General features: G+C 38.1%; 14 protein-coding genes. 10 read left to right on the top strand and 4 right to left on the bottom strand.

The annotated features are described in order from the left end of the window. Positions 1-20 precede the first annotated feature (20 nt). Positions 21-917 (top strand): cation diffusion facilitator family transporter, encoded by an 897-nt coding sequence (locus CWB60_RS07235; protein ID WP_029774437.1) that lies wholly within the window; start codon positions 21-23, stop codon positions 915-917. Here CWB60_RS07235 and CWB60_RS07230 read toward each other — a convergent pair. Next, positions 914-5,449: an EAL domain-containing protein gene (locus CWB60_RS07230; RefSeq protein WP_349304172.1), complete on the bottom strand. Its 4,536-nt coding sequence runs from the start codon at positions 5,447-5,449 to the stop codon at positions 914-916. The genes CWB60_RS07235 and CWB60_RS07230 overlap by 4 nt on opposite strands. A gap of 133 nt (positions 5,450-5,582) precedes the next feature. Between CWB60_RS07230 and CWB60_RS07225 the strand changes: the two genes are divergently transcribed. From CWB60_RS07225 to CWB60_RS07215, 3 genes are all read left to right on the top strand, one after another. Further along, positions 5,583-6,137: a hydrolase gene (locus CWB60_RS07225; RefSeq protein ID WP_096042859.1), complete on the top strand. Its 555-nt coding sequence runs from the start codon at positions 5,583-5,585 to the stop codon at positions 6,135-6,137. Between the two features lie 106 nt (positions 6,138-6,243). Then, positions 6,244-7,710, top strand: a complete 1,467-nt coding sequence (locus CWB60_RS07220) for a methyl-accepting chemotaxis protein (RefSeq protein WP_064387029.1) — start codon at positions 6,244-6,246, stop codon at positions 7,708-7,710. Continuing rightward, a complete protein-coding gene (locus tag CWB60_RS07215; RefSeq protein ID WP_138578582.1) occupies positions 7,694-8,212 on the top strand; it encodes a DUF6436 domain-containing protein in 519 nt (172 codons plus the stop codon). Before CWB60_RS07220 ends, CWB60_RS07215 begins: the two co-directional genes overlap by 17 nt. A 709-nt stretch (positions 8,213-8,921) precedes the next feature. On the opposite strand, the gene CWB60_RS07205 is transcribed toward CWB60_RS07215, so the two are convergent. Next, positions 8,922-9,275 (bottom strand): DUF6404 family protein, encoded by a 354-nt coding sequence (locus CWB60_RS07205; RefSeq protein ID WP_138578580.1) that lies wholly within the window; start codon positions 9,273-9,275, stop codon positions 8,922-8,924. Between the two features lie 140 nt (positions 9,276-9,415). Between CWB60_RS07205 and CWB60_RS07200 the strand changes: the two genes are divergently transcribed. Beyond that, complete coding sequence (locus CWB60_RS07200) at positions 9,416-11,920, top strand: M1 family metallopeptidase (RefSeq protein WP_171036129.1); 2,505 nt, start codon at positions 9,416-9,418, stop codon at positions 11,918-11,920. A gap of 443 nt (positions 11,921-12,363) precedes the next feature. Here CWB60_RS07200 and CWB60_RS07190 read toward each other — a convergent pair whose 3' ends face one another. Together CWB60_RS07190 and CWB60_RS07185 are read right to left on the bottom strand one after the other, a co-directional pair. Further along, a complete protein-coding gene (locus CWB60_RS07190; RefSeq protein ID WP_024605373.1) occupies positions 12,364-12,978 on the bottom strand; it encodes a response regulator in 615 nt (204 codons plus the stop codon). After that, positions 12,956-14,101, bottom strand: coding sequence for a sensor histidine kinase (locus tag CWB60_RS07185; protein ID WP_138578574.1), 1,146 nt, complete (start codon positions 14,099-14,101; stop codon positions 12,956-12,958). The genes CWB60_RS07190 and CWB60_RS07185 overlap by 23 nt, the downstream gene beginning before the upstream one ends. Before the next feature lie 150 nt (positions 14,102-14,251). On the opposite strand from CWB60_RS07185, the gene CWB60_RS07180 reads away from it, so the two are divergent. The 5 genes from CWB60_RS07180 (at position 14,252) to CWB60_RS07160 (ending at position 18,641) form a co-directional block, all read left to right on the top strand. Continuing rightward, positions 14,252-15,406, top strand: coding sequence for an acyltransferase family protein (locus CWB60_RS07180; protein ID WP_138578572.1), 1,155 nt, complete (start codon positions 14,252-14,254; stop codon positions 15,404-15,406). A gap of 85 nt (positions 15,407-15,491) precedes the next feature. Beyond that, complete coding sequence (locus tag CWB60_RS07175) at positions 15,492-15,797, top strand: hypothetical protein (RefSeq protein WP_138578570.1); 306 nt, start codon at positions 15,492-15,494, stop codon at positions 15,795-15,797. A gap of 108 nt (positions 15,798-15,905) precedes the next feature. Beyond that, positions 15,906-16,283, top strand: coding sequence for a hypothetical protein (locus CWB60_RS07170; protein WP_024605377.1), 378 nt, complete (start codon positions 15,906-15,908; stop codon positions 16,281-16,283). Between the two features lie 387 nt (positions 16,284-16,670). Further along, positions 16,671-17,603, top strand: coding sequence for a GIY-YIG nuclease family protein (locus CWB60_RS07165; protein WP_054981797.1), 933 nt, complete (start codon positions 16,671-16,673; stop codon positions 17,601-17,603). A 216-nt stretch (positions 17,604-17,819) separates the two neighbouring features. Beyond that, positions 17,820-18,641: an alpha/beta fold hydrolase gene (locus CWB60_RS07160; protein WP_054981798.1), complete on the top strand. Its 822-nt coding sequence runs from the start codon at positions 17,820-17,822 to the stop codon at positions 18,639-18,641. The last annotated feature ends 164 nt before the right edge of the window (positions 18,642-18,805 follow it).

The raw sequence follows: 18,805 nt of genomic DNA, 5'->3' as shown, positions 1-18,805 counted from the left end.
ATAGGTTTTTCAAGCATTTCATGACAGAAATCACTACACACCAGGCGTCTCGTCGTCGGTTACTTATCGCTTTAGCGATAACATGTTCATTTATGGTAATTCAGGTAATTGGCGCTTATTACGCTAATTCGCTTGCTGTACTTGCCGATGCAGGGCACTTATTTGTGCATAATAGCTCGCTATTTATTGCCCTTATTGCCTCAAGCTTAGCAATTCATTTTGCTAAAACCTATAACGATGGCTATCAACGCGCTGAGCTCATTGGTGGTTTAATTAATGGTTTACTGTATTTGGCGATAAGCTCCGTTATTTTATATGAAGGTGTAGAGAGAATTTCCCATCATAACGATGGCCATGATTTAGCAATAAACAGCTTTTTAATGTCGAGTATTGCCTCTGTGGGGTTTTTATTTCATGGTGCTGCAGCGTGGGTACTTTATAAAGGCCGCAAAGCAAGCATTAATGTGTACGCTGTATTTTTACATTCGTTTTTTGACATTATATCGACCATTTCTACGTTTATAGCTGGCGTACTTATTTATTTTACGGGCTGGAGCATTATTGATATTTTATCGAGCATGCTAATTGCCTCGTTTGTGTTATTTACCGGCGGTAAAGTGATCACGAGCTGTATTAAAGGGCTGTTCTTTAATAACGCTAAGTTGCCTAAAGTGAAGGATATTGAGCAGTCAATTACCGATTTAGAACATGTGCATAACGTACATAATGTGACGGTGTCGCGCAAAGACAGCGATATTATTGTCGGCGCTCACGTGGTGTTAAAAGAGCATTGTACAATTGAAAAGCACGATGAAGCCTGCCGCTTAAAAATAGAAAAACTCCTCGCTGCGCGTTTTAATGTTAAAAGCAGCGTACTACAAATAGAAAGCCACGAATGCCAGCATATTCATAGCTAACTTTTTATTAAAGTGTGAATATGCTCATGTGTTTCGGGGTTTTGTAATTGCTCTGCCCGCATTGGTTTTGCAAAATAATAACCTTGTAAAACATGACAACCTAACCCTTCTAAAAAGGCTTTTTGTTGCTTAGTTTCAACGCCTTCGGCTATGCAATAAAGCGCTAAGTTTTGAGCTAAAGTGTAAATGGTTTTGATGATCGACTCATCACTTTTATCCATCCCAATGCTGTTAACAAAGCTTTGATCTATTTTAATGACATCAATAGGGAACTGGCTCAAATAAGTAAGTGATGAGTAGCCGGTGCCAAAATCGTCGAGTAACAGCTTAAAACCAGCCGATTTTAACTTTTGTAGTTGCTTTGCGGCTTTTTGCTTGTCTTCTAGCAGTATGTTTTCTGTTATTTCTAGGCGCAATTGTACTGGGCTCATTTGATGCTGTTTTAATATATTGGTCAGCTTAGTTGCTATATTCGTCCTTAAAATGTGCTTTGGCGACAAGTTAAGTGAAATATAAAACAATGGGTTGCTGGCCAATGTAGGGGCTAGCTCAGTTAGCGCGCGCTCTAAAGCTTGCTCCGTTAATGCTTCTATCAGGCCTGTTTCTTCAGCAATAGGGATAAATAATGCCGGCGAGACAAATTGGCCGTTATTTTCCCAGCGCATAAGTAATTCAACCCCATTTATTGTTTGTGCGTGCGTGTCTATTATGGGTTGATAGTGATTAAATAATAGATTATCTTTCGCGGCGTCTTTTAAATCGTTTTCGAGGATGAGCTTTTGTTTTATTTGCTCGTTCATCGAGTCGTTAAAAAACTTAAACCCGTTTCTGCCTGCTTGCTTTGCATGCATCATGGCTACATCGGCGTTTCTGATCAGTAAATCGGTCGAGCTGGCATCAAATGGGTATAAAGCCACGCCAATACTGGCTGATATATTAATAGAAAAATCTTCGATAATGACCTTATTGGCAAGTTCTGAGCTGATACTTTTGACTATGTTATTAAGTGCGGCTATGTCTTCTACGTTATCAATAAGCACTAAAAATTCGTCACCGCTTTGGCGGCCAAGTGTGGCATTACTTGGCAACATAGCGCTCACTCTTTGGGTAATATTACACAGTAGTTGATCTCCCACTGCGTGACCAAATGTGTCGTTTACCGGTTTAAATTTGTCTAAATCTATAAATAGTAAAGCGCTTTGAGTGAGCTGCTGATGAGCTTTTTTAATCGATTTACCAATTTTTTGATGCATTAAACTGCGGTTAGGCAATTGTGTAAGGGGATCGAAGTTGGCTAAATAACGCAGCTCGTCTTCTGCCTTTTTTTGCTCGGTTAAATCCGAAATAACAATCACATAGTAACTTATGCTATGTGTATCTTTAGCGATTGCAGTGGCACTTATATGTATGGGGTGGTGCGGGTTAGTTGCAGTTTTAATAACGGCATCAGTTCGCCAATTTTGTTTTGCTGTTAAGCTTTTTAATGTGCTGGCATAGCTTTTACATTGCGTTTTACCTATCGCATTAACAAACACTTTTAAGCTAAGCGGATGTTTATGAGTTTGCGAAAAGGTTTTTATAAAACTGTTATTTGCAGAAACCGGCACCAAATTATTATCTAAAATAAGCAGCCAGTCGTTTATTTGCCCAAACGCCTCACCTAAAATGTTGGCTTGCTGCTCATTGGCACGTTGCTCTGTTATGTTGGTATATATGCCAGATACAGATACCGGTTTATTTGTTTGTTCGTCATAAATAATTTGCCCTAAATCTTGATACCACAACCAATGGCCAAGCTTATGCTTTAACCGGTAAGTTGCTTGCCAATGCTCATGCTTTTTTTGTTTGGTAAAATTTAACCAGTGCGAAATAACCCGAGGTTTGTCTTCAGGGTGAATTAAAGCTAAATAATGTTTTAATGGAATACGGTTTGGCAAATTAGTATACCCAAGCTCACTCCCTCGGTTTGTATTTACCGAATCGTCGTTGTAATGGTAATCCCAAATGCCACTTTTATTGTTACTGAGCGCAAGCTCCGTTTGTTTTTGCGAGTGTATTGTCGCTTTTTGCGCATTAGCTATGGCTAGTTGTCTGCTTCTGTATTGCCAAAACAGTAAACACAGCACAGTTATAATAATTAAAATATAAGCCGCATACGCATAAGGAGACTTCCACGGCGCGTATGCCACATTAAAATTTAACAGCGCTGGCTTTGATTCAGTCGCACTATTAAAATTATACGCGCTGGCCTTTAATTGATAATTACCTGGTGGGAGCTTTGTAAAAAATATTTTGTTTGCTTTTAAATCATCATACTCTAGCGAAGTAGGTCCTTGAAGCGTAATTTTGTAACGTGTTTCCGCGCTATTTTGAAAATCAAAGTTAGAAAAGCTGACCTCCAAACCCATATCTTCATGTGTTAATTGCAATGCAGAGGTGGCAAACTGATTTGGCTGATAGTCTAAATCGCGCGACATTAATGTAATATCGGTTATTGAGGTTGCTGTTTGCGTGCTTTGCTGTAAAAACTCAGCGGGGTTAAACGAAATCGCACCATAACTGCTGCCAAACATTACAGTGTTATTTTTAAGCGTAATTGCCCCTAAAGTGCTAAATAAATTAACCGATAAACCATCTTTTACCGTAAAAACTCGCAGTCTTAACGTATCGGTATTTAAGCGGTACAAACCATTTTTACTGCTAAACCATAAATAGTCATACTCATCGCTAATAAGCGAATAAATAGACTGCGTTTTTAAGGCGTTACTTACGTTAAAGTGGTGCTTTTTTTCAAAGCTCTGCGCATCAATACCCACTAGGCCTTCGCTGGTTGTTGCTAACCATAAAATGTTATTTTTATCGGTTAACCAGTTTTCGACTGTGTGGTAATTTTGGCTGTCTTTTTTGCTGGTTTTATAAATAGTGGTAAGGGTGTTTGTTTGCTCGTTAAACCGGTAGAAGTGGGTAGTTGTACTTAATACAAATTCATTTGGGTAATCATCAAAAGGTCGATGAAAAGTATAGGCCTCTAAAGGGTTTACATGTTGTTTTAACCCGTTAATTTCGCGCGTTAAGCCTGTTTTACCATTATAAACATAAAAACTGTGATCATTATAAAAAGCGAATGTGTCGGGGGCTACCTCAGACAAACCATAAATAACCGCACCTTCAGACAGTGCGTTATTTAAATCTTTTTTAGCAACGGCTGTGCCTGTTTCTTTGTCAAATAAAATTAAATTGTAGTACCCCGTTAGCCATAAATACCGCGAAGTGGAATCTAAATGCGCTTTATTAATTGCAAAAATAGCGTATTCACCATAAACCGCTTTAGGGTCTTGCGAAGTAAGGTAGTAGGTTGTTTTGTGTTTAGCATTTACATGAGCAAGGCCATTGTCGGTGCCGTACCACATAGTTAAATCATCGTCTTGGTAAATACTGTTTATATAGTTGTTTTCGGGTAGGGTGATTTTGTTAAAGCGCCGTGTGTTTATTGACCAAGTAAGCACGCCTTGAGTGCGGGACGCCAGCCAAAACACGCCACTTGAGTCGACCATTAAATCGTTAATAGTATTTTCGGTAATATTAAATTTACTTTGATCAAAGCTAAGAATTAACTCAGTGGTGCCCTTTTCTCGGTTAAATTCGAACAAGCCATGCTCTGTGGCAATAAATTCGCCATAGGGTGTATTGCTGTAATCCCAAATATTGTAATCAGCAATCACGCTTTTAGTGCTTTTATCTGCAGCTGCTCCTGCTGAGCTATTTAAACTTAACGCGTACATGCCCTCAACGGTGCCAACTAATAATCCTAGCGCGGGGTCTACAGATAAAAACTTAACATTACTGTTATCGACTGTTTGTTTATCGGGAGTATGTAAATTAAGAGGGGTTAATGACTCTGTTTTTAGGTCGTAGCTAAATAAACCCGTTTGTGTGCCTATAAATAGCGTGTTTTTGTAATATTTTAATGCGCGCACCACGCTGTTTTCATTGCCTATAGTAAACTCTAAAGTAAGTGAATTTGTTTTAGAGTTAAGTGAATACACGTTGTTTAAAATGGCAAGGTAAAAGGTATCTTGGTGTTGGGCTATCGCTTCAATAGAAGCGAAACTAGCTGTATTACCTGCAAGATTGCCCGAAAATATATTACGAGTAGTTAACGTTTTTGGGTTAACTAAATAGGCACCGGCAAGCTCAGTAGAAACAATTATATTGCCTGCATGCGTTTTAAATAGTGTAGTGATGAAGTTTTCGTTAAGAGTAAATCCGCCATCAAAAGGGGTTACCGTGTAGCCGTCAAATCGATTAAGCCCTTGCGCTGTAGCTATCCAAATATAACCTAAATCGTCTTGCAAAATTTTAGTTACGTAATTTTGGGATAAACCTTCATCGGTAGATATTCGTTGTAGTTGTTGAGCATAATTTGTGGAGGCCGATACGCTAGTAATACAAAGAAAACATACAGTGGTGAAGAGAAAAAACAAAATACTCAATCGCACTAATAAACTCGCTCTAGGGCAGGGGATATACATATAAAAGTTAAATATAGCACATTTTTTAAAATGTGGATTACAACTTATAACAACTAAATTAAAGCACTAGTTTAGTTATTTATAACCATTTAAGCTACGCTTACTAATTATAATTACTTAAAAACGGGGTGTTATGGTTAGTCACAAAAATTTATCTGCAAATAACAGCGTGTTATTAGTGATAGATATTCAAGATAAGCTTTCTCCCGCTATTAGCGAATTTTCTGATTTACTAGAGTGGGCAATAAAAATTGCCAAAGTAAGCGCCCTTTTTAAAATTCCTAGCATAGTGACTGAGCAATATCCTCAAGGGCTTGGTGGTACAAACAGGCTTTTAAAAAACACCCTTATAAACGCACAGACTGTTGAAAAAACACATTTTAGTGCGTGTAATGAGCCTGCATTTAATGCTGTGTTTACAAAGCTTACGCGTTCACAAATTATAGTAATAGGCACAGAGGCGCATGTATGTGTGTTACAAACCTGCTTAGATTTAATAGCCCAAGGATTTGAGGTGCATGTAGCGGCAGATGCTGTGGGTTCACGAAATACGATGCATAAATCGCTAGCTCTAGAGCAGTTACAACAGGCAGGGGCAATAATTACAAGCGTAGAAAGTATCATTTTTCAGTGGACAAAAAACGCAGCATTACCTGAGTTTAAAGCGGTTTTATCAATTATTAAGTAAAGTTGGCAAGCTAGGCTATATTGATAATTAAATGTGGTCGTAATTATTAGCTAATACGTACAACCCCTGATTTTGTTTAAAAAAATTTTAATAATTAAAGGTATTTATGAATAGTGTAAGTCGTTTATTCACCATAATATTCATTTTTTTGTTTGTAGAGTCTATCGCCCTAGGCTTGTACTTTGGGACACTTACACAAGCATTCATAGTCGGCCTACCTTTAAGTTTAATGCCTATATGGTTACTTAAAACTCAGAAAAATAACCCAATTACAGGTCATGTTGTTGCTGCGGCAATTATGATGTTTTCTTTTTTGCACATACAACAAGCCTTTGGGTTAATAGAAATACACTTCGAAATATTCATCTTAATGGCCATGTTGATTATGTTTGTACAGTGGCAGGTGTTTATTACGGCCATTATTTTTGTGGCCGTTCATCATTTAAGCTTTTACTTTTTACAAACACAAAACACCGGTTTTTATGTATTTGACCCTGACAGACTGGCGTTTACTACGGTGCTTATACATGCCGGTTATGCAATAGTAGAAGTGTTTGTAGCAGGCTATATTGCTAAAACACTACAACAAGAGCGCAGAGCTGGCGTGTCTTTAACCAAAGCGACCGAAGCCATTATGCAAGACCCTGAGCATATACAGCTTTCGCTTAGGGCCGATGATAAAAATAGCAATGCAGTAGCGGGCTTTAATACTTTATTGGGTTATTTATCAGATGTAATTAGACAAGTGCAAACGCAGTCTCTTTCACTGCAGCAAAATTCGCAGCAATTAATAAACGTACACGATGAGCTAGCAAGCGGGGCAGAGCAAAGAAAGCAACAAACTAATGATATAGCTGACTCTGGTGCTCAAGTTGCACAGGGTTTTAGCTTAGTTGAGCATGAAAGCGAAGTATTAAAGCAGCAAGTAGATAACATTACTCAAGCTGCCAATAGCGCCTTAAATGACGTTATGCAAACAGACACTAAAAGCACGGAGCTACTTAATTTACTTAATCATACAGAAGAGCAAATAAATCATTTAGTGGCCGCTGGCGATGTAATATCAGGGTTGTTAAATGAAATATCAGGCATTGCAGAGCAAACTAACTTACTTGCGCTTAATGCGGCCATTGAAGCCGCAAGAGCGGGTGAGCATGGCCGCGGGTTTGCAGTTGTAGCCGATGAAGTCAGAACGCTTGCTACAAGCAGTAAAGCCACGACAGATAAAATTGCTTTAACATTAAAAGATTTAGTTACAAACAGTAAAACGTCAACCCAATCTATGAGCCAGTGTGTCGATTTTGTTGTTGATTTAACGCATATCAGCACCACCATGAAAGAAAACATAAGCGCCATGAGTGAGCAAATAAAAGCTGTCAGCCAGAGTACTCACTCTGTAGCGCAAGTTGTTGCTGAGCAAGCTGTAAACACAAAACAAATAGCCTCAAGCACAGAACAAATGCAGCAAAGCCAATATCAAGATACCAAAGTGGTAGAAAAGCTAACCGCTAAAGTACAAATGATCGACGTAAGTATTGCGGTATTAGAGCAAAGCATTGCTAAATTTAAGTAACTCATCTATTAAAACGAGTGCAGTGATTGCTCTGTGGTTAGTATTGACGGTTTCTGGTTTAGTTTATTATCAATATAATCAGTTGCGCGTTTTTGACAGTTATGGCGTGCTTGAGCAACCAGGGTGGTTTACTAAATTTAAACAACACATAGGGTTTACAGCAGCAAAGCATAATTCGTTGATTATCGTTACTGACCCTGACTGTGGCTGCAACAAGCAAGCCCTGCCCCATTTAAAACAGTTGGCTGCGTTTTCTAAAGCGCAAAATATTACGCTTATCAATATTGAGCAAACAGCCTCTTTACAAATACTGCTCCCTGCTACACCAGCTGCCGTGGTGATTAACGATAAAGGTGACTTTGTTTATGCCGGCCCACTTTCTCAAGGGCTTGGCTGCGCGCAGGGCAGTGGTTTTGTTGAAACGGTTATAAATAATCTTGTAGCTGGATTTAACAGCGAACTGTTACTTAATAAAACCAGTGGTTGTTACTGCACTGCTTAATAGCGCTATTACTGATTAGCCTTTTATAGGTATTAAAAACGCCACCTGCATAATATTAAGAATATTAGACTGGTAGGTTTGTGGCTCAAATACGAGTAAGCGCTACATATACGGTTTTAGAATACGGTTATAAACAACAAATTTTGATGAATCCTACTGTTAGTAAAATCACAGCAAGTGAAATTTAAAAGTACTTAAATATAGTTATTTCTATAATAACGCTTATTTAACTCTAGCCGCTTATTTTCCTGCTTTCTTGAAAGCGTCCTGCTCAATTACTAAATAGCATTTGAACTGTATCAATGTTTGCTCATGCTTTAACTATTAGCACATGGGTTTAGACAACTAGCAAAATTATCACTGGACTTCCCAGCTTTCACTAGACACCAGCTTATAAACTTACAAAACGGAAGTAAACTTCCGTTTCTAGGACTTCAAAGGTAGTTATCGGAAATATACTTCTGTTTTTTGAAAGCGTTAACCTAGATAGCTATACGAGCCACTTTTCGGGGTCTTATTGGAGCGAAAACAGGACGGTCGTTCAAGCTCGTCTTTGGACAAAAACGTATTAGAGTATTTATTCGGTAACGCTCTATTAAGGGGTGAGCGTTACCGAAGTCACCTCATATCGCCTTAAACACTAAAACCAACGCATAGTACAAATGCCACGCGTTACGAATCCCTCTTGAACAGTTTGTAGGTTTTGGGCTTATTCTCTCAATGAACCCCTGTCTGTTAGATTTAATTGCTTGCGCCTAATGTAGTAGATGGTTGCCATAACTAAACTAAACAATGCGCCAGTAAGTAACGAGATATAAACTGTTTCTAAAACTGGTTTACCTAGCTCGCTCCACACTAGAAACCATTGGAAGATTCCCCAAACCGGAGCAAAAAAAGCCACACAAAGCATAACGTTTGCGAAAAAACTCTGATAATAATGCGGTGGTAAATATAGCCCAAGTTTGCGTAACAACTTTACAAGTGGAGGATTGTAGTTCGGCTTCCAAACACCTTTATCACTTAATTCTTTATGCGCAAGTTGTAGCTTCGTTTCATAATCCATGTAATAGAGGTTGCTGAATTCAATTTGTTTATGTATTCCAGATGATGGCTGTTCTAATTCTAATTATAAAATAACTTTTATTTCAATAAGGTAGCTGTTAGTGTCGGAGTTTTATAGCAAATTAAATGAAGGAATATTGCTTGAAGTATGTTTTAGCTTTTTGTTTCTTCTGTAGTGTTTATTCTTACGCGACAGGAGTTAATAACTATCGGCTACCCCAAGAAATTACTCTAGATTCACAAATCGTCAATTTAGAATTAGATCCATCAAAACCTACCTTTAGTGGCACCACAATTTTATCGTTAGATATTTCTTCACCAACAGATACTATTAGCTACCACAGCCATGGTTTAAATATTCAGTCTGTGGAACTTTTAATGGATGAATTATCAACAAACTTACCGGTTGAAACGGCAAATAACTATGACATTGTTAAGCATAAGCTCGATCACAACGTTAGTGGTCAGGCAAAGTTAGCTATTAAGTTTATTGGGAAATTCTCTAGTCATGGACAGGGTCTATTTGTACAAACAAGTGGTGCCGAAGCAGATTATATTTTCTCACAATTTCAGCCAATGCTTGCTAGGCAAGTCTTCCCTAGTTTAAATGAACCAGATAAAAAAACATCATTTCAGTTTACTTTAACCATCCCTTCAAATTTAACGGCGCTTCACAATACACGTGCTCTTTCTACAAAAATTGATTCAAATAAAAAAACGATTAAGTTTGAAAAAACGGCTGTAATTCCGACAGATGTTTTAGCAATCGCCGTAGGTATGTTTGATAGCAAGAAAATGGAGGAGACTAAATACAAGAGTACTTTGTTTTCGCCACAAGGTTTACAGTATCAATATCATGAAGAATTGCCTCTATTAATCAATAACACAATTGATTATTTGTCAGGCTACTTAGGTAAGCCTTTTCCTTACGACAAATTAGATTTCTTCATCGCACCGTTTGACTCTTCTGCTGCAATGGAGAATGTTGGCTTAATTGCGCTTAGCCCAAAAGAAATTCCCTCGGCCGGAGCAAGTAGCTACGATATGTGCGTGTTCCGAAAACTCGTTGCTCATGAAGTTGCACATATGTGGTTTGGTAACGATATCACTATGCAGTGGTATGACGATTATTGGATGAATGAGTCTTTTAGCGAGTTTTTTGCTGCACAAGTAGTGACTCATTTTTATCCCACAGAAGCACAGTGTACTTATACGCCACAATCAAGTTCATTAGAAAGTGACAACGACATGGATCGAGCTGTAATTACTGAAGTGAAGGTAGCTTCAGAGCAAGATGGAACAGGTCAGCTTGTTTACAGTAAGGGCTTTTCTATACTGGCTATGCTTGAGCAGGCAATGGGGGGGGATGAATTTAAAGAGTCAATTCGCGAGTATGTAAAGACTTTTCAAGGCACAGTTGTGTCATTCGATAGCTTTAAACGCTATATCCCTAAAAACCTAGTAGGAGTGGCCTCCTCATTTTTACAACAGTCATCATATCCATTAGTGACCTTGTATCGTAAAGATGATGCACTTTACTTAAAGCAAGATAACTTCTTTAGGCAAAATAAATTGTGGAGCATTCCGCTTACATTGAAAATTTATAATGTTGGCAATGAGGTTTCTTATAAAAATGTTCTGTTAAATACTCAAGCAATGTTATTGAGTGAAGTTTCGCCTTCATCGCAGGTTTTTATAGACACCAAAGGTGTGGGTTACTTTAGGTATATTGATAAAACAGATAATGCTGAATTTCCACTTCATTTGCTCAGTGATGCAGAAAAGCTGTCTTATATGGAAAATAATGATGCATTGGCAAGCGCAGCGCTCATTGATTATATGGATTATGTTGATACGCTAGTACTAACGCTAAATAGTTTACCTACAGACAGTGTTGAATCCTTAAAAGCACTGAATAGTCTAATAGACTCGTTTATTGAGTTTGTACCAAGCGATTTAAAAGCGCATTACAGCAGTTATTTACAAGCAAACTTACCAAAGATTATTGATTGGCAAACTGTATTTAACAAAGAAAATGGTGGAGCTTGGCTTTCGTTTTATGGTGTTTATTTGAAATCTGACAGTGCAATAGCCTTTGCTAAAGGAAAAATAAAACAAGGTAAAGTTATTGATTTGCCGGCACGCAGTTCCGTGCTACGAGTAGCCGCCGCAAACTCTACAGACAGTGAATATTTAGCGCTTTTAGCTATGTTCAATAGTGGTGACATTACATTTAAAGAAGATGTTTTGGACTCAATTGGCTACACATTAAAAGAGGAGCAAATTAAAGCGTTTTATGAGTTACTGCTCAATGATTCAACTACTGAGTTTGTTATTGATTACCGTTTCCAGTTTCCAGCATTTTTTGCAGAAAATAGAGAGTTTGTTGCTGCATATTTTTCAAAAAATAAAGGCCGTATTTTAAAGCGGATTCCAAAAGAAGGCGCCCAATGGGTTGTTTATAATTTCATGACCGCTTGTTCAAGTGCAGAAAGTAAATTGATACAAGATACTTTTGAGGGATGGAAAAACATAGAAGGTTTATCAAGTAAATTAGAGGTTATTTTAAATAAGGTTGGAGAGTGTGCTAGGAGCTCAAAAGCGAAAGTAAAAAACTTAGAGCAAAGGATTTATGGTAAAGTTTAAAAATTCCCAAACTATAATAACGACCATGTGATTGGGGCTATTAAATTGTCTAAATATTCCCAATCTAAAACTAAAAACTCTATAAAGAAAAATGCGGTCTAAAAAACTGCATTTTCCCCAAACTATAACTCTAGAAAAGGTGAGCAGAAATGTTCGCCTTTTTTATTTGTGAAGATACGACCAGACAAACTCTTTTTGGACAATTATGAGTTAGAGTCGACGGGCGGTTCGGTGCCATGAGCAGACTGAAGATCTTTAATGTCTGGAATCAAGATTTGGGTGATGCCAATCATACTCATTGCTAGGTCACAAAAAGTGGAACGCCAAGAAAAGCTCGCATGGATAGTCGCCTGTTTGTTTATTAGTTGGTTTTGTTTACTCTTATTTATGTTGATTGCACCACTTAAGCCTAATAAAAATAGTAATTTGGTGTTGTTCGCGTGTTAAATTAGGTTTTGATTAATGGCTTTTATAACGGCCTGAGTGCGGTCTTTTACGTCTAATTTGGCAAGAATTTGTGACACATGATTACGAATAGTCCCCTCAGAGTTATCTAATTTTTTGGCAATCACTTTGTTTGGCATACCTAAAGACAAACACTGCAATACGGTTTGTTCTTTGTCCGTTAAGCAGAGCTGAGGGCTTAGTTGCTTTTTGAGTAAAAAATCAGTCACCGCACTTTGCAATACTCGCTCACCTGCAACGACCTGCTTGATAGCGCTAATGAGCTCTTCAAGTTCAATGTTTTTAAGCACATACCCACGAGCACCTAGATTAAGGGCTTTGACTAATACATCACAATCTTCAAATGTGGTGATGATCAGCACAGGGGTTTTATCACCCTTTTCACGCATTTTTTGCAGCACGCCGAGCCCATCTAAATTCGGCATTCTCATATCGAGTAAAGCAATGTCAAAACTATGCTCAGCTAATAGTGTAAGCGCTTGCAAGCCATCTTCAGCTTGGGCTTCGATATTAATGGCGCTATCGAGGTTAAGTAAATTAGCGAGGCCTAAACGAACTAATGTCTGATCTTCAACTAGTAGGCACTTTATCATGGCTTTTTTCTTCTAAATTTAGTGGTAGTGTCATGGTATTGATCAATGTTTCTTGCTCAAGGTGTTGTGAAAATTCACCGCCAAATTGTGCCATTCGCTCATTTAGTCCTGCTAATCCGTTCCCTTGCTTTGGTAAATGGGTCTCTGCTTGATTGTGATACGCTTTTGCAACTAACAGCGGCTGTTCGCCAACGAGGGTGACATTTACATGCAAAGTAAAATGGTTTGCATGGGTATGTTTAAGGGTGTTGCTGATCATCTCTTGGGTAAACCGCAATACACACAGGGCGTAGTCTTGAGGTAGCTGCTCTGTCTCTTTACTTAGTTGGAGATCACAGTGTAAATTAGGTGTCAGTTCGCAAATGGCCTCAAGAGCTTGCTTAAGTATCGTTTTGTCATTGCGCTGAGTGGAAACGATTTCGCGCACTTCAGCCAATACTTCTTGGCTAAGTTGGTGGCAAAGAGAGAGGGTTTCAACGGTGGCTTCATTTGCAGCTCTTTTAGCAAAATCTAAATTAATGCTGAGCGCGGTAAGCTTATGGCCGAGCGAATCATGGAGCTCGCGTGATATGTTTTGTCGCTCTTGCGCTGCATGCATCGCCCCCATCATGTGTTGGGTGGCTTTTAACTCTTTGTAGTTTTGGCGGGATTGGTAATGTGTATTTAAACTTTCGACAATACGCCGGCTAACAAACCAATTCATCAAGCAAAAGAAAAACCAAATTGTAAACGTGATCCAAGGAATGCCATTTTCCCAGCGCGCATAATGCGTTAAACCATACACCAGCATGGCGGCCACAACACAAGCCAGTATCTTAGGAAGCGAAAAATGAGGACTAAAAACCGCGGTAAACATCACTAGGTGGATAAAAACTAAGGATGTTGAACTCAGTTGTATCATTGCCAAAATAAGCAGGAAATAGCCAAGTGCTACGCCGTGAACAAATTTGTTAGGCTGTTTTAACACATACAGCAAAATAGCTAAAATGGAACCACTTACTATGATTTGCAAATATAGCGCTAATTCTGAGTTGGCATAATAGGCACACGCCAATGTCACCCCAAGCCACGATGCCAATGTTGAGAAATGCCAATCGGTTGTATGTCGTATAGTTGATTCCATTACTGTGGCCATATTTTTTTAGCAATTATTGCAGAACTCGCGTTGTAAAAACAGTGACATCTGTCATAGCTCGGGCTATGAGCTTTGTGACTAGTGTCATGAAACCTCATTCATTTATGCTTTATTAATAAAAGTTAGTTGGGCACATTAATGAATAAAGACAGTCGATTACACTACATTGATAATTTACGCAGCCTCGCGCTATTGCTCGGCATCGTATTTCATGCCGCTTTAGCCTACAGTCCGTTCTTTCGCAATATTTGGTTTACGGCAGACCCAAGCACACATGGTCTATTTGATTATATTACGCATACGCTGCACTTATTTCGGATGCCATTATTTTTTATTATTGCAGGGTTTTGCAGTGCACTTTTAATAGATAAATCGAGCAACGCGCGCTTTTTACATCATCGCAGTAAACATATTCTACTGCCTTTTATTGTATTTTTACCGTTCAGCTTTGCCGTTTACTACCATGCCTTGATTTTTGGAGCCGGTATAGCTAATCCAATACCGCCGATTTTTGCTGTGTTTAAAGTTATTAAAGAGCCTGTTGTTAGCACTATGCACTTATGGTTTTTGTGGAACTTATTCCAGTTTTGCCTAATTCACTGGTTGTTGAAAACAACTAACTTATTAGGCAATAAATTTGATGCGCTTAGCGCTCACCCTTTATTTATGTGGGTTGTACTTCCCATCGTGTTAACGTTTTCATTAATGGGGCAATCTATTCCATTTCCTGCTCCTGATAAACTCACGCCACAGTTATGGTCCTATGGTTTTTACGGCAGTTTTTATTGGTTGGGAGTGGGGCTTAATAAAAAACAGCAGCTCATTTGCTCATATCATAAGTACTTATGGCCTCTTATTTTGGGTGTTGCACTATCACTGACTGGTTATTTTTCTTTATTACCAGCCGCGCCAAGCTTAGATGAAGTGATTGCCGCCGCAACTTCGGGGTATTTTGCCGCAGCGGGAGAGCTGAATGTATTGCATGTTTTATCACAAGGACTGAGTGTTATTTTGTTAACCGCCATAACGTTTTTACTTGGGCATCGTTTTTTAAATCACCAAAGTAAGCTCAGTCGCAGCATCTCAAATGCATCATATTGGATTTATTTAATACATGTGCCAGTGCTGATTTATATTCAGATGCCATTGATTAATACTGGTTGGCCAGTTTTAGTAAAGTTTATAGTTAGCGTGGTTGTTACATTACTTATTGGTCAAATAAGTTATTTATTATTAGTTAAAAATACGTGGTTGGGTGCATTAATTAACGGTAGGCGAACCAAGAAAAGGTAATACAGTCAGCTTAAATGTCGTCACTTGGTAATGACTTAAAAGCGATAAAACTGACACATTAATAGCCACATAAAGGAATATTATTATGCAAGCAATAACAATCAAATCGACAACCGCCACAATTCAAAAAGGGACGATTAAAGCCGACGGTAAATTTTGGCTAACCAACACTGATATTCATTTTTCACCGTTTAATGCACAATTTGGGTTAGGGCCTTATACGTTTTCACGGCGTGAAATTGTAAAAGTGAGTAAGTGCACTGGTAAAGTTGCAGGTATTTTGCCTTATACACATGATGCAATTGAAGTCGTATTAAAAGATGGCAATAAATATCAATTCATTGTGTCAAACGCAGATGAATGGATTAAATTACTTACTCATAGTGCATAGTGCATAGCGCAATCGCTGGTAATTCATCAAAATAGCTATTGTTTTAATGTACCTAATAATGCACGATAAAAATATGACGCTATTTTATTTAGGTATTCAGTGAAGTACATGGATTTAATAAATACGCTTTTGCTTAAGCTCGGATTGGATAAAAAAGCTCATCTACTCATCGTGTTAGGGAAAAAACTATCAAACAACAATAACGCGGTAGTTAAGCCGCTTGAGTTATATTGTTTTTCGCCTGATGCGTATTTCGACGATATAAGTGAGTTTGAGAAAGACAATTGTTTTATTGAGTCTTTGGACGATATAACCCCTGTTAACGCATTGGTGAGAGCACTGAGTAGTGCAAATGCCGTTGTTTGTGTTGATAATCGCTCTGAGCCTTTGCTTGTGTTGCCACTATTACAAAAGCTCGTGCCCATTCGTTTTGAAAAAGCCAACGAGGATCAAATCTTTACTTCAGACATCAAAACTTTTGATTGACTGCTTCGCTCAAAGTCGACCTATAGAGTATTTACGTTAACTCGTCTTGGGGCAAAAACGAGCTACGATTGAAGGTCCGCTGGCACAGAGCCGAACTTCGTCAAAGAGCGATAATCGGTCAGTCAGGTGAGTCGTCATTAACTTAGTAAAAATAAGTGAATACTTTCCTCTTTTATAAATGTTTAAATAAGCTACAGTAAGCATAATATTTATAGTTGGCAGTGGCTTACACTATTCGCTAAGAATATAAGTCCATACAATATGGACGTTTTCGCGTTAAAATAAGAAAAATGTTCTCTTATAAAGTTGTTCAAGTGATTATGCAACACAAACTGCGTGCTGCATAAATACTAAAGTGTTAGGCATCAATCGAGGAATCAACATGTTATGAAATGGAAATGTCTTGGTTCACTTAAAGAAGCGAAAAGCTCTGGTTGTAGTGGAATTTATTTGATAGTCCATAAAGGTGCATTAAACCGAATAGTTTATGTTGGTGTTAGTGTAAATGTTGGTATAAGAATGAGTGAACACTACGAAGGTTATCTTCGAGGTAACAGAACGATCTACAACGTAGATGAGTCAGAAGATGTGTATAGCTTGATGTCTTCATATCTTGTTCATAACCATATTAAAGAATACAAAAATTTAGCAAATATTAAAAAAATTTGGGCATCAACAACTATCACATCAATTGAACCAAAAAATTTACTGTCATCAAATCAAAAGTTTTCGAATGAATGGGAACAAATATTACATAATAAATACCTTCCAAACTTATGTGTCTGGGCACTTCCTCTTTCAAACTACACATACGAAAAAGCAACTATAATAGAAAGTTTAATTCAGAGTAGAATAATAAAAACTTTCGACTTGAGAGGTTTTTTTAATTTAAATGATATTAGTATTTTGGGTAAGATTGAAAATACCAAAGTCAGAAAAATAAATATTGATTTTGATTGTTTGCCTGATCTTGATGATGCTTCTAAAATTGTAATCAAAAATATTAATAAGTCTACAACTCCGCCAACCGCTTTTTCTTTAGCTAAGATTCAACTCCAAGATGTTCTTACTGTCAGGGAAATTTCTAGGAAGCAAAGAGTAGAAGTCAGAGAGAAAGCTGCTCTAAAATATAGAAATAACGGTAAACCTTGGAGTACTATCGACTTGGAAAAACTAAGAGTGATGGTTGTTGAATTTGAGATGACAGCAAGTGAGATTTCTCAGTATTTAGGCCGAAGCCCTAGAGCAGTAGCTAAACGAATTGAATATAATGATAGGTTTTCCTTCAAAAAATGGAGAGAAAGTGTAGAGTCGCTATAAATTCCTTACAAATAAATGCAGATCACCTTCGGCAGCGCATAATTTGGGTGTGGGGCGTTAGAATTACTCCTTTTAAAGAAAATAAGCCCGTTTATGGGTTTCAAATGTATTTCCTAATGCCGAAAAAGTGCTGAGGAACGATTACAGGAGCTCGTTTTTACCCATTTTGGCTGTTAAACTTATCCTCCAGCCTCGTTATACGCACAGGAGTTGCGCTTGATTTTTCGATTAACATTTTTTTTATTTGTCTTATATGCCAGTCCAGTCATTGCGGGAACTCAGGAACCAAGATTCTTAGTTATTGATGGCATTCAAATGGAATACATCGATATCGGTGCTGGAAGCAAAACTTTGGTGATTGAATCAGGTATCGGAATGGGCTTAGCTTACTGGCACCCGTTATTAACAGACCTTTCAAAATTAAATATCAGAGCAGTTATATATTCTCGTGCTGGGAATGGAAAATCTCAGGTTGTCAAAGACGTTAGTTTAGCTAGTTCAAATCAACGACTCGAAAAACTGCTTTCGACTATTAACGCAAAAGAAAATCTAATTTTAATTGGTCACTCCTTTGGTGGCTTGCATGTCAGAGCATTTGCTGCTGCTTATCCCGAGCGGGTAAAAGGGTTACTGTTGATCGATCCAAGTCATGAGTTGTTTGATAGTGAATTAAATAAATACGACGCAACGTGGGCGAAACGCGATACTACTAAATTAAACGGAATGATGAATAACCAGCCTGAATGGGATCTCCTACAGGAAATTTATCATCAGAAAATGATTGCTGATGACGATATTGCCAATAAAATTCCTGTAGTTATAGTCACTTCATCAAAATTAAATGAAAGTGACTGGTGGATTGGGCATAGTGTGCAGGGTAAAAAGATCTGGCGGGATTTGCACCAGTCAATGATCATCAATAATGCAAATTCTATCCATATGGTTACTAATAAAACGGGCCATAACGTACCACATGATAACAAGCCTCTGTTTTTTAGCTCTATTAGTGCATTACTAGGCTTTATTGATGGCGTATAACAAACAAATTTTATCACCAGCAAAAAGTCTGGGCTGCGACGTCAAGCCGCTGCGCTGCTTTCCGCGCTAAATTTGGGCGTTACCACTGTCTGCAATTGGCACAGACTGTGTGAAAACTCTGATCACCTTTTGGTCTAAGTATGTTCTGCTTATGATCTATTAAT

The organism is Pseudoalteromonas sp. S327, from assembly GCF_005886415.1.
Taxonomy (GTDB): domain Bacteria; phylum Pseudomonadota; class Gammaproteobacteria; order Enterobacterales; family Alteromonadaceae; genus Pseudoalteromonas; species Pseudoalteromonas atlantica.
The sequence above is the reverse complement of the archived record's forward strand: the minus strand, read 5'-3'. Positions and strand labels throughout refer to the sequence as shown.

Coding starts and splice junctions, on each gene's coding strand:
- CWB60_RS07235 (WP_029774437.1), top strand. CDS start 21: ATGACAGAAATCACTACACACCAGGCGTCTCGTCGTCGGTTACTTATC.
- CWB60_RS07230 (WP_349304172.1), bottom strand. CDS start 5,449: ATGTATATCCCCTGCCCTAGAGCGAGTTTATTAGTGCGATTGAGTATT.
- CWB60_RS07225 (WP_096042859.1), top strand. CDS start 5,583: ATGGTTAGTCACAAAAATTTATCTGCAAATAACAGCGTGTTATTAGTG.
- CWB60_RS07220 (WP_064387029.1), top strand. CDS start 6,244: ATGAATAGTGTAAGTCGTTTATTCACCATAATATTCATTTTTTTGTTT.
- CWB60_RS07205 (WP_138578580.1), bottom strand. CDS start 9,275: ATGGATTATGAAACGAAGCTACAACTTGCGCATAAAGAATTAAGTGAT.
- CWB60_RS07190 (WP_024605373.1), bottom strand. CDS start 12,978: ATGATAAAGTGCCTACTAGTTGAAGATCAGACATTAGTTCGTTTAGGC.
- CWB60_RS07185 (WP_138578574.1), bottom strand. CDS start 14,101: ATGGAATCAACTATACGACATACAACCGATTGGCATTTCTCAACATTG.
- CWB60_RS07180 (WP_138578572.1), top strand. CDS start 14,252: ATGAATAAAGACAGTCGATTACACTACATTGATAATTTACGCAGCCTC.
- CWB60_RS07175 (WP_138578570.1), top strand. CDS start 15,492: ATGCAAGCAATAACAATCAAATCGACAACCGCCACAATTCAAAAAGGG.
- CWB60_RS07170 (WP_024605377.1), top strand. CDS start 15,906: ATGGATTTAATAAATACGCTTTTGCTTAAGCTCGGATTGGATAAAAAA.
- CWB60_RS07165 (WP_054981797.1), top strand. CDS start 16,671: ATGAAATGGAAATGTCTTGGTTCACTTAAAGAAGCGAAAAGCTCTGGT.